8 protein-coding genes and 1 pseudogene are annotated in these 12023 nt (G+C 75.1%); 8 read left to right on the top strand and 1 reads right to left on the bottom strand.

The window, feature by feature from the left end:
• The 8 genes and pseudogenes from QSK03_RS24415 to secA all read left to right on the top strand — a co-directional run.
• Nucleotides 1-146, top strand: a 146-nt coding sequence (locus tag QSK03_RS24415; RefSeq protein ID WP_285657842.1) for an adenosylhomocysteinase, incomplete at its 5' end; no start/stop codon positions are given.
• 374 nt (nt 147-520) lie between these two features.
• On the top strand, nt 521-1237 hold the full coding sequence (locus tag QSK03_RS24420; RefSeq protein WP_285657605.1) for a dTMP kinase: 717 nt from the start codon (nt 521-523) through the stop codon (nt 1235-1237).
• A complete protein-coding gene (gene mtrA, locus QSK03_RS24425; protein ID WP_285657607.1) occupies nt 1234-1911 on the top strand; it encodes an MtrAB system response regulator MtrA in 678 nt (225 codons plus the stop codon). Before QSK03_RS24420 ends, mtrA begins: the two co-directional genes overlap by 4 nt.
• Nucleotides 1912-2017: 106 nt before the next feature.
• A pseudogene (gene mtrB / locus QSK03_RS24430) lies at nt 2018-3580 on the top strand (MtrAB system histidine kinase MtrB); the annotation flags it as partial.
• 542 nt (nt 3581-4122) lie between these two features.
• Entirely contained in the window at nt 4123-5955 is a 1833-nt protein-coding gene (locus QSK03_RS24435) for an LpqB family beta-propeller domain-containing protein (protein WP_285657611.1), read from the top strand.
• 173 nt (nt 5956-6128) lie between these two features.
• The gene (locus tag QSK03_RS24440) at nt 6129-6911 is read left to right on the top strand and encodes a ComF family protein (protein WP_285657613.1); all 783 of its coding nucleotides are present in this window, start codon (nt 6129-6131) and stop codon (nt 6909-6911) included.
• Nucleotides 6912-7128: 217 nt separating this feature from the next.
• Nucleotides 7129-7794, top strand: coding sequence for a ribosome hibernation-promoting factor, HPF/YfiA family (hpf, locus tag QSK03_RS24445; RefSeq protein WP_285657615.1), 666 nt, complete (start codon nt 7129-7131; stop codon nt 7792-7794).
• Nucleotides 7795-7943: 149 nt separating this feature from the next.
• Entirely contained in the window at nt 7944-11264 is a 3321-nt protein-coding gene (secA, locus tag QSK03_RS24450) for a preprotein translocase subunit SecA (RefSeq protein ID WP_285657616.1), read from the top strand.
• 112 nt (nt 11265-11376) lie between these two features.
• On the opposite strand, the gene QSK03_RS24455 is transcribed toward secA, so the two are convergent.
• The gene (locus tag QSK03_RS24455; RefSeq protein WP_285657617.1) at nt 11377-11931 is read right to left on the bottom strand and encodes an Rv3235 family protein; all 555 of its coding nucleotides are present in this window, start codon (nt 11929-11931) and stop codon (nt 11377-11379) included.
• Nucleotides 11932-12023: the final 92 nt, after the last annotated feature.

The raw sequence follows: 12023 nt of genomic DNA on the forward strand, positions 1-12023 counted from the left end.
GCCTGCCGAAGCACCTCGACGAGAAGGTCGCGAAGGTCCACGTCGAGGCGCTGGGCGCCGAGCTGACCAAGCTCACGAAGGACCAGGCCGAGTACATCGGCGTGGACGTCGAGGGCCCGTACAAGCCGGAGCACTACCGCTACTAGTCAGCCGCGGCAAGCGGATGCGGTCGTCAGCGGCTCCTTCGTCGCCGCTGCCCACCGATCCGCGCCGCGCGCCGATGGTCGCGTGACGTACTGACCGAAGGGCACCTTCGCTCGATCCCGTCGAGCGAGGGTGCCTTTCGCTCGTTCCGGGCGGCGTGGTCCGCCCGGCCCGGTGGAGATCAGGAGCGCTCTGTGCACCTCCTCGGCGCCCCGAGGTGCGTGGTGCGCTCCTGATCTCCGCGAGCGCGAGCGGTCGCGCGCGGACGCCGTCCCCACGACCGAGGCCCGTTCCGGCGACGGCGCCCCACGCCCGTCTCGTCGAGCGAAGGTGCCCTTCGCTCGGACCGCACGGGGCCGCCGCATAGGGTTCCGTCGTGGGCGCGATGGTGGCCGTCGAGGGGCTCGACGGGGCGGGGAAGGCGACGCTGGTCGCGGCGCTCGCGGACGCTGCCCGCCGCCGGGGCGCGACGGTCGCGACGCACGCGTTCCCGCGCTACGACGCCGACGTGCACGCCGGCCTGGCCGGCGAGGCGCTGCACGGTCGGCACGGCGACCTCCGCGATTCGGTGCACGCCATGGCGGTCCTGTTCGCCCTCGACCGTGCGGGCGCCGCCGAGGACCTGCGCACCGCGCGCGCCACCCACGACCTCGTGCTCGTCGACCGCTACGTCGCCTCCAACGCGGCCTACGGCGCCGCCCGGTGCGGCGAGGACGTCGACGGCGCGTTCGTGGCCTGGGTCCGCGCGCTGGAGGTGGAGCGGTTCGGGGTGCCGGCGCCGGACGCGCAGGTGCTCGTGCGGGTCCCGGGGGAGCTCGCCGCGCGGCGTGTCCGCGACCGCGCCGCGGCCGACCCGACGCGTACTCCGGACGGGTACGAGTCCGACGCGGCGCTGCAGGCGCGATGTGCGGATCTGTACGACCAGCTCGTCGATCGGACATGGCTGGCGCCCTGGGCGGTCGTCGACGCGGGCGAGGGGCACGAAGCACTCACCCGGACGGCGGAGTCGCTGGTGGCGGAACGCCTGATCAGCGGCCTGTCCGGCGACATTGCCCCCGGATCGTCGGTGAGAAGTGACACCATTGAGACATGAGCTCGCGAATCCTCGTGGTCGACGACGATGCCTCGCTGGCGGAGATGCTGACGATCGTCCTCGAGGGCGAGGGCTTCGAGACGACGGTCGTCGGCGACGGCTCCTCCGCGCTGCCCGCCCTGCGCGAGAACTCGCCGGACCTCGTCCTGCTGGATCTCATGCTCCCGGGGATGAACGGCATCGACGTGTGCCGGGCGATCCGGGCGGAGTCCGGGGTGCCGGTGGTCATGCTGACCGCCAAGACCGACACGGTCGACGTGGTGCTGGGGCTGGAGTCCGGCGCCGACGACTACGTGGTCAAGCCGTTCAAGCCCAAGGAGCTGGTGGCGCGCATCCGGGCGCGGCTGCGCCAGTTCCCGTCCGAGCCCGCCGAGCAGATGCAGGTCGGCGACGTGACGATCGACGTCCCGGCGCACCAGGTGCGTCGCGACGGGCGCACGATCCCGCTCACGCCGCTGGAGTTCGACCTGCTGGTGGCGCTCGCCCGCAAGCCGCGGCAGGTGTTCACCCGCGAGGTGCTGCTCGAGCAGGTGTGGGGCTACCGCCACGCGGCGGACACGCGGCTGGTCAACGTGCACGTCCAGCGGCTGCGCTCGAAGGTGGAGGTCGACCCGGAGCACCCCGAGGTCGTGCTGACCGTCCGCGGGGTGGGGTACAAGGCCGGCCCACCCTGATCCGGAGGAGCCCGCCGTGACGGGCCTGGTCACGGGCCTGCGCCTTCGCCTCGACCGGTTCGTCGCCGAGCGGACCGGCCAGGTCCGCGTGCTGTGGCGACGCTCCATGCAGTTGCGCGTGGTGCTCTCGACGCTCGCGATGTCGATCGTCGTGGTGGCGGTGCTCGGGCTCGTGCTGCAGACCCAGATCGCCGACCGGCTCGTCCAGGGCAAGGAGCAGGCGGCACTCATCCAGGCCGACATCTCCCGCCAGGCCCTCGAGCGCGACCTCGCCCGCATCGACCCCGACCGCGACGGCGCCCAGGCCGTGCTCGACGACGTCCTCGACCGCCTGTCCACGAGCGGGCAGGACGCCGAGGCGCGCGGCAACGACCCGGCCAGCGACGCCGGCGCGTTCGACGCCGTGCTCATCGCGGGCTCGGACACCGTCGGCGCGGTCCCCGGTGCCCTGCCGACCGTGCCGGACGGGCGCAACGTCGAGGTCAGCGCCGGGCCGGCCCAGGTCATCCCGCCCCAGCTGCGCGCCCCGGTGCTGCAGGGCTTCCTCGCCACGAAGTACCTGACCGTGGCGTCGTCGGGCCAGGCGGCGCCGGTCCCGACGCTCGTCGTCGGCCAGCCGGTGCGCACCGCCGGGCGGAACCTGCAGCTCTACCTGCTCTTCCCGCTGTCGGCCGAGCAGCGCACCCTCGCTCTGGTCCAGAGCACGCTCGCCCTCGCGGCCGGAGTGCTGCTCGTGCTGCTGGCGGGCATCTCGTCGGTGGTGACGCGCCAGGTCGTGCGGCCGGTGCGCCAGGCCGCCGACGTCGCCGAACGCTTCGCCGACGGCCACCTCGACGAACGGATGCCGGTGCACGGCGACGACGAGGTCGCACGCCTCGCGGAGTCGTACAACGAGATGGCGGCGAGCATCCAGTCGCAGATCCGCCAGCTCGAGGAGTTCGGGGCGCTGCAGCGTCGGTTCACCTCCGACGTCAGCCACGAGCTGCGCACGCCGCTGACCACCGTGCGGATGGCCGCCGAGGTGCTGCACGCCCAGGTCGACCCCGGCGACGCGATGGCGACGCGGTCGGCGCAGCTGCTGGTCGACGAGCTCGACCGCTTCGAGGGCCTGCTCGGCGACCTCCTGGAGATCAGCCGTCTCGACGCCGGCATGGCGGAGCTGGGCCTCGACCTCGTCGACGTCGGCGCGGTCGTGCGCCGGGCCGCGGAGACCGTGCGCCACCTCGTCGAGGAGACCGGGACGCCGCTGCTGCTCGACCTGGGTGACCAGGACGGCGAGCAGGTGCTCGCCGAGGTCGACCCGCGGCGGGTCGAGCGCATCCTGCGCAACCTGCTCGCGAACGCCATCGACCACGGCGAGGGCCGGCCGATCGAGGTGCGCCTGGCCGCGGACGACGGCGCGCTGGCGGTCGTCGTGCGCGACCACGGCGTCGGCCTCAAGCCCGGCGAGGCCGGGCTCGTGTTCAACCGGTTCTGGCGTGCCGACCCGTCGCGCCAGCGTCGCAGCGGCGGCACCGGGCTCGGCCTGGCGATCAGCCTCGAGGACGCCCGGCTGCACGGCGGCTGGCTGCAGGCCTGGGGCGAGGTCGACCGCGGCGCGGTGTTCCGCCTGACCCTCCCGCTGCGCCACGGCGAGCGCCTGCGCACCAGCCCCCTGCCCCTGCTGCCCGTCGCCGCGGCGCCCGCGGCCGCGGAACCCGGCATCCGCGACGGCGCGGCCACCGCCGGGACCGCGATGCCGCCCCTGGCCGAGGACGCCGACGAGACCGACGAGGCGGAGGGAGCCACGAGAGCCGACGAGATCGACGACCTGGACCGGGTCCACGACCTCGAGGACCTCGAGGGTCTCGACGACCTCGAGGGTCTGGACGATCTCGACGCGGTGGACGATCTCGACGCGGTGGACGATCTCGACGCGGTGGACGATCTCGACGCGGTGGACGATCTCGACGCGGTGGACGACGTGGACGGTGTCGACGCCCACCGCGGAGCCGACCGCGACACGGCGGACGGCCGCGCCACGCCCGGCGAACGCGCGACGGCCGACGACCTCGACACGACCGACGGCCGCGCCACGACCGATGTCCGCGACACCGCCGGCGGCGACGACGCGACCGACGAGCGCGACACCGCCGGTGCGTCCGGCCGCCGCTCCGGCACGGACGTCCCGGCGCCGTCGCCGCCGTCCGATCCCGGCTCGTCGGTGGTCCGGTGACGCGCCCCCGGACGATCGGGCGGCTGCTGCCGGCACTGCTGCTGGCGCTCGTGCTGGGCGCCGGGTGCGCGTCGGTGCCCGGGTCGTCGGACGTCACCGTGCTGCGCCGGGTCGGCGACGCCGCCGAGCCGACCGCCCCGCCCGGTCCGGCGCGCAACGCGGGCCCGCTGGAGACCGTGCGCGGGTGGGTCCTGGCGTCCGGCGCGACGGCCGAGCGCCACCAGGCCGCCCGCGCCTTCCTCACGCCCGCCGCGGCCGGCACGTGGGACGACGGCGCGGCCCCGATCGTCGTCAACGACCAGGTGGACACGGTGTTCACGGACCGCCCGGTCCCTGCCGGCGAGTCGACCGTGCGGATCCGCGCGACCGCGCTCGGCGTGCTCACCCCGGAGGGCGTCTTCGTGGCCGGCGTCCGTCAGGTCGAGATCGACGTGGGCCTCACCGAGCAGAACGGCCAGTGGCGCATCTCGTCGCTGCCGACCGGGACGATCGTGCGGCGCTCCGACCTGCGGGCCAGCACCCGTCCGGTGCGCACCTGGTTCCTCGACCCCCAGCACGACGCCCCCGTCTCCGACCCCCGCTACCTCGCGACCAGCCCGGCGCGGTCGGTGCCCACGCGCGCGCTGCAGTACCTGTTCGCGGGGCCGTCGGAGTCGCTGGCCGGCGCCGCGGTCAGCGCCCTGCCGGTCGGCACCACGCTGCGCTCCGACGTCACGACCACCGCGGAGGGCGCCGCGGTGGTCGACCTGTCCCGGACCGGGGCCCTCGACGACCCGCGACGCCGCGAGATCGCCCAGCAGGTGACGCTGACCCTGGCCGGGATCGGCGTCTCGCGGGTGCGCCTGCTCGTCGACGGCGCGCCGTTGCTGCCCGCGACGCCCGAGGTCAACGTCACCGACGCGCTGGCGGGGCTCCCGCCGGAGGTCGCGACGCGCCCCGACCTGCCGCTCGACCCGGTCGTGGGCGGGCCGGAGGAGTCCGACGTCCCCGTGCTCGTCGCCGACGACGGGGCCCTGCGGCTGCTCTCGGGCGAGCCCGCGGGCGGGCCGGCCGGACGCGGCACCTACCGCGCGGTCTCCGCGTCGGCGAGCGACGAGGGCGAGGTGGCGGTGGTGGCCGAGGACGGGGGCGCCACCGACCCGTCCGCGCGGCGGGCCCGCCTGCTCACCGGCCCCGGCGGCTCGGAGCTCACGCCGAGCGGGATCGAGGGACGCTCGATCGCGCGTCCGTCGTGGACCCCGGACGGCACCGAGGTCTGGTCGGTGGTCGACTCGACGACCGTCGTCCGCGCCGTCCGCGAGCGTCCCGGGAGCCCGGTGCGTCCCCAGGCCGTGGACGCCTCCGGGCTCGCCGCCGCCGGGGTCGCCGCGCCGCCGGGGTCGCCGGGGACGCTGTCCGCGCTGCGCGTCTCGCCGGACGGGGCGCGGGCCGCGATCGTCGCCGGGGGTCGGGTCCTGGTGGCCGCGATCGCCCGCGACGGTGTCGGCGGGGCGCGCCTGGGCTCGGTCACGGAGCTGCGTCCCGGGGCCCTCGACCAGGTCCTCGACGTCGGCTGGACGCGCACCGACCAGCTCGTCGCGGTCGGCAACCGGGCCGACCGCCCGGTGACGCTCGTGTCGGTCGACGGCCTCGACCTCGAGTCGCTCCCGACCACCAACCTGACCCCTCCGGTGACCGCCGTCGCCGCCCGCCCGGGCCGCCCGCTGGTGGTGGCCGACCAGGGCGGCACCTGGACCCTGCCCCTCGGTGGGGGGAGCGCCTCCGGCGGCGACGTGTGGCAGGCCGTGTCCGGTTTCGGCTCCGGGACGGTGCCGGCGTACCCCGGCTGACCCGACCCGCCGACCCGACCCGCTGACCCGACCCGCTGGCCCGACCCGCTGGCCCGAAACCCCCGACCCGGCCCGACCCGCTGGGCCGTCCGCCGTCCCCATCCGCCGGATGCGTCCCCAGGGTCCGGGGCCGGTCCTGGCCCCGCCGAGGTCCGCGGCGTGAGGCTGGGCGCGTGCACCCGCGTCACCGTCTCGGTCCCGCGTTCCTCGCCCTGGCCGACCTGCTCCTGCCCGCCCCGTGCGCGGGGTGCGGCGAGGCGGGCGAGCGCTGGTGCGGACGCTGTCGCGACCGCTGGCGGAGCCCGGGGCTCCTCGACCTGCCGGGGCTCCCGCCGGTCCTGGCGCTCGCGCCCTACGCGGGCAGCGCGCGCGCGGTGCTCCTGTCCTACAAGGAGCGCGGGCGCCGCGAGCTCGCCCGTCCGCTCGCGGGTCTGGTCGCCGCGGCGCTGCGCGAGGGCGAGGTCCCGCCGGCCGCGCTCGTGCCCGCACCCTCCCGGCCGGCGGCGGCCCGGGCACGCGGGGGCGACCACGTGCTGCGCCTCGCGCGGGCGGTGGTGGCGAGGTCCGGGACCTCGGGCGCCGAGGTGCCCGCCGACGGGTCGAGCCCCGCGGCGCCGCGTCTCCCGTGCGTGTCCCGCGCGCTCGCACTGGGTCGGCGCGCCGCGGACGCCGTGGGCCTCGACGCCGCGGCCCGGGCGGACAACCTCGCGCGCCACCTGCGCCTGCGTCCCCGGGGCCTGCCGCCGCCCGGCTGCGCGGTGGCGCTGCTCGACGACGTCCTGACGACCGGGGCGACCGCGCGGGCCGCGACCGCGCTGCTCGCCGCCGCGGGCCGGCCGGTGGACGTGGTCGTGGTGCTCACCGTGGCCGACCCCCGGGCGCGCACCTCACTCGTCCGGGTGGGGAGTCGCCTGCCGGGTGGGTCTCACCCGCGCGGAGTCCGTGACGGCCGGTGACCGATCCGGTCGGGTGTCGTCCGAGGGACGCCATCGGGCAGATCGGACCTACCGCGGGAACGGTCGGAGTCACTACGGTGACGCCCACATCCTGAGTCGGTGAACGACAGGAGGCGCGAACGTCGCAGTTCACGCGGTCTGGCTCCCGGCGAGGACATGGACGCCCTCCACCGGTGCACCGGGCCGCGCAACGTGTCCCCCAACCGGGAGGTCGTCAATGGAGATCGTTCTCTGTGGACGCAACGTCGAGGTCCCCGATCACTTCCGCGAGCACACGGCCGACAAGCTGGCCCGGCTCGAGCGCTACGACTACAAGATCATGAGGCTGGAGGTCCAGCTCTCCCACGAGCCGAACCCCCGCCGGTCGAAGAACTGTCAGCGCGTCGAGATCACGGGCCGTGGACGCGGCCCCGTCGTCCGCGGCGAGGGCTGTTCCGCCGACTTCTACTGCGCGCTCGACCAGGCCGTGGCCCGTCTCGAGGCCCGTCTGCGCCGCGCGCACGACCGTCGTCGCGTGAGCCACGGCCGGCGCGTGCCGGTGTCGGTGGCGCGGGCACTCGGGGGGATCGCGTCCCCGGAGACGCCGACCGAGTCCGCGGCCGCCGCCGCGACCGATCTGCTCGAGCGGGAGCTCGCCGAGCAGCCGTGGTCGGTGGACGTCCCCGCGGCCCGCGAACCCGCCGAGGACACCGACGAGTACCTCCCGGGCCAGATCGTGCGGCACAAGGAGCACGACGCGATCCCGATGACGGTGGACGACGCCCTCTCCCAGATGGAGCTCGTCGGCCACGACTTCTTCCTGTTCTCCGACAAGGCCACCGGGCGCCCGAGCGTCGTGTACCGCCGCCACGGCTACGCGTACGGCGTCATCGCCCTGGTCTGATCCGTTCTCGTGCCTCCCTCGCGGGAGGGGCACGCACGCGCGCACAGGGCCCGTCCCCCGAGCACCTACGATGGGGGCGGGCCCGTGCCGGTGCGCGACGCCGGACGGCCCATCCGTGGCGCCGACGAAGCACGAGCGAGGTCACCACCGTGGTCCTGAACCGACTGTTGCGCGCCGGCGAGACGCGCACGGTCAAGCGCCTCGGCAAGATCGCGGACTACGTCGACACGTTCGCCGACGAGACCGCGGAGCTCAGCGACGCCGAGCTGCAGGCCAAGACCGACGAGTTCCGCGAGCGCTACGCCGACGGCGAGTCGCTCGACGACCTCCTGCCCGAGGCGTTCGCCGTCGTGCGCGAGGCCGCCAACCGCACCCTGGGCCAGTTCCACTACCCGGTGCAGCTCATGGGCGGTGCGGCGCTGCACGAGGGCAACGTCGCCGAGATGCGCACCGGCGAGGGCAAGACCCTGGTCTCGACGCTGCCGGCCTACCTCAACGCGATCGCCCAGGAGGGCGTCCACGTCGTCACGGTGAACGACTACCTGGCGCAGCGCGACTCGCAGTGGATGGGTCGTGTGCACCGCTTCCTCGGCCTCGAGGTCGGCGCCATCTACTCGGGGATGCCGCAGGAGGAGCGCCGGGCGGCGTACCAGGCGGACATCACCTACGGCACGAACAACGAGTTCGGGTTCGACTTCCTGCGCGACAACATGGCCTGGTCGAAGGCCGAGTGCGTGCAGCGCGGGCACTCGTTCGCGATCGTCGACGAGGTCGACTCGATCCTCATCGACGAGGCCCGCACGCCGCTGATCATCTCGGGTCCCGCCGAGCAGAGCGCCCGCTGGTACACCGAGTTCGCCCGCCTCGCCCCGAAGATGACGCGCGACGTCCACTACGAGGTCGACGAGCGCAAGAAGACCATCGGTGTCACCGAGGAGGGCGTCTCCTTCATCGAGGACCAGCTCGGCATCGAGAACCTCTACGAGGCCGCGAACACCCCGCTCGTGGGCTACCTGAACAACGCCGTCAAGGTCAAGGAGCTCTTCCTCCGCGACAAGGACTACATCGTCCGTGACGGCGAGGTCCTCATCGTCGACGAGTTCACCGGCCGTGTGCTCGTCGGGCGCCGCTACAACGAGGGCCTGCACCAGGCGATCGAGGCCAAGGAAGGCGTCGAGATCAAGGCCGAGAACCAGACGCTGGCCACGATCACGCTCCAGAACTACTTCCGCCTCTACGAGAAGCTCGCCGGGATGACCGGTACCGCCCAGACCGAGGCGGCGGAGCTGTCGAAGACCTACAAGCTCGGCGTGGTCACGATCCCCACCAACAAGGATCCCCAGCGCCTCGACCAGCCCGACCTCGTCTACAAGACCGAGCCGGCCAAGTTCGAGGCCGTGGCCGACGACGTCGCCGAGCACTTCGAGCGCGGCCAGCCGGTGCTGATCGGCACCACGAGCGTCGAGCGCTCCGAGTACCTCGCGAAGCTGCTCACCGAACGGGGCGTGACGCACTCGGTGCTCAACGCCAAGTTCCACGAGCAGGAGGCGCAGATCATCGCCGAGGCCGGCCGGCGCGGCGCGATCACGGTGGCCACCAACATGGCCGGCCGCGGCACCGACATCGTGCTCGGCGGCAACCCCGACTTCATCGCCGACCAGCGCCTGCGCGCCCAGGGTCTCGACCCGGTGGAGTCGCGCGAGGACTACGAGGCGGCGTGGGACGACACGCTCGCCGAGGTCAAGAGCGAGGTCGAGCGGGAGGCCGAGGAGGTCAAGAAGGCCGGCGGCCTCTACGTCCTCGGCACCGAGCGCCACGAGTCGCGCCGCATCGACAACCAGCTGCGCGGCCGCTCCGGCCGCCAGGGCGACCCGGGCGAGTCGCGGTTCTACCTCTCTCTGGGCGACGAGCTCATGCGGCGGTTCAACGGCGCCATGGTCGAGTCGATCATGACCCGGTTCAACCTCCCCGAGGACATGCCCATCGAGGCCAAGATGGTCTCCCGGGCCATCCGCAGCGCCCAGACGCAGGTCGAGCAGCAGAACTTCGAGGCCCGCAAGGACATCCTCGAGTACGACGAGGTGATGAACCAGCAGCGCACGGTGATCTACGCCGAGCGCCACCGCGTCCTCGAGGGCGAGAACCTCTCCGAGCAGGTCCAGAACATGATCGTCGACGTGGTCACCGCCTACGTCGACGGCGCCACGAGCGAGGGCTACAGCGAGGACTGGGACCTCGACAAGCTCTGGACCGGGCTGGGGCAGCTCTACCCCGTCGGGGTCTCGTGGGAGGAGATCCTCGAGGAGCACGACGACGTCGACCGCGACTACCTGGTCGAGGTGCTCACCGAGGACGCCCTCGAGTCCTACGCCCGCCGCGAGGACGAGATCGACCGCATCGCGCCCGAGGGCGGGATGCGCGAGCTCGAGCGGCAGGTCGTCCTCTCGGTGCTCGACCGCAAGTGGCGCGAGCACCTCTACGAGATGGACTACCTCAAGCAGGGCATCGGCCTGCGTGCGATGGCCCAGCGCGATCCCAAGATCGAGTACAAGCGCGAGGGCTACGAGATGTTCACCTCCATGATGGAGGGCATCCGCGAGGAGTCCGTCGCGTTCCTGTTCAACCTCACCATCCAGGTCGAGGAGCAGGCCCCTGTCGACGCCGTGCCGGGCGCCAACCCGACCACGGACACCAGCGTCCAGGCGGCCATCCGCCCGGACACCCCGGACCCGCGCCAGACCCCGAGCACCTCGGGCGCCGCGCCGCTGCCGGTCGACCCGCGCCTCGCGAGCGCGCCCACCGGGGCGATCCCGGTCGGACGACGCGCGGCCGGCGCCCCGCCGGCCGGCCCGGGATCCCCGGCTCCGGGCGCTCCCGGGGCCCCGGCGGGCCCGCCCGGATCGGTGCCGCCCGCCGCCACGCCGCCCGCGGCGGCCGCTGCCCAGGCCGCCCAGGCCGCCCCGGGGGGCCAGGCACCGCAGGCGCCCCAGGTGCCGACGGGCCGCAGCGGCCGGGGACGGCCCGGCCGCGGACCGGCGCCCGGCTCACAGCGCCCCCGCGGTGGCCGGGACGGCCGCGCCGGTCAGCGGGACGGTCAGCGGACCGGCCGTGACGGCCAGCGGGGGGCGGCGCACGCGCAGGAGCCCGACCTCGGCCCCACCACCGCCGCCGGCCCCGCGCTCTCCCAGCTGGGCAAGGACGCGCTGCCCGACGCGTTCCGCGGCGCGGGCCTCGGCGGCCGGCGCCCGCAGGAGCTGAACTACAGCGGTCCGGACGAGGACGGCCACGCCGCGCGGCACGCCGCCGACGGCAACGGCTCGGGCAACGGCGCCGGTGGCGGCCGCGCCGCCCGGGCCAACCCGCAGCAGGCCCGTCGCTCCGACACCCCGTCGCGCAACTCGCCCTGCCCGTGCGGCTCGGGACGCAAGTACAAGCAGTGCCACGGGGCGCCGCCCCGCGGACCCGCCTGACCCGCCTGCTCCGGCTGCGCCGCCGGCTCCGACTGCGCCGCCGGCTCCGGCTGCACCGCCTGCTCCGGCTGCACCGCCTGCACCACCTGCACCACCTGCACCACCGCCCGCGTCACCCCGGGCACAGCGCCACCACGCGCCACCGCCCGGGGTCGGCCGGGCCGTCGTCGGCGCGTTCGAGTCGGGCGGCCAGCGCCCGCACGCGATCGCGTCCGTGGACGACGGCGGACACCTCCACCGCGCGCGGGCCCAGCGCGCAGACCCGCAGGCCGCGGAGGTTCGCCGCGGCGGGTCCCGAGGACGGCGTCCGCGCGGTCGCCCGGCCCCGGGCGCCCGGCGGGCGGGCGGCCCGGGCCAGCGTCTGCAACGCCGGCCCGCTGAGCAGGGCGTCCAGGTGCCCGGGCGGGCGGCGGCCGGCGAGCACGTCCGCGACGGCGCCGAGCAGCCGGGCCGCGACCGGACGCAGCGCGGCGGCGAGCCGGTCGAGGTCCTCCTGGTCCCGGTGGGGGTCGAGGTCCGGCGCCGCCGCGGTGACGGCGGCCGGCGGGGCAGCGGGCAGGACCTCGGCCAGCGGACGCACCCGCGGCGCGGGGACGTCGCCGACCCGGCGGGCCCGGGCGGGCACAGGGGACGGCGCGGTGGCGGTGGCCGTGGCGGTGGTGCTCACGACGTGACCTCCCGGGCAGGCTGCGGACGCGCACGCGACGCGTCCTGCGAGCGGGAGCCGGGGGAGGACCGGTCCGCGGGGACGGCGCCGAG

It is taken from the genome of Actinomycetospora sp. NBRC 106375 (assembly GCF_030269665.1).
In the GTDB taxonomy this organism is placed as follows: domain Bacteria; phylum Actinomycetota; class Actinomycetes; order Mycobacteriales; family Pseudonocardiaceae; genus Actinomycetospora.

Excerpts from the sequence above, each read along its gene's own strand:
- mtrA (WP_285657607.1), top strand. The coding sequence starts at position 1,234 with ATGAGCTCGCGAATCCTCGTGGTCGACGACGATGCCTCGCTGGCGGAG.
- hpf (WP_285657615.1), top strand. The coding sequence starts at position 7,129 with ATGGAGATCGTTCTCTGTGGACGCAACGTCGAGGTCCCCGATCACTTC.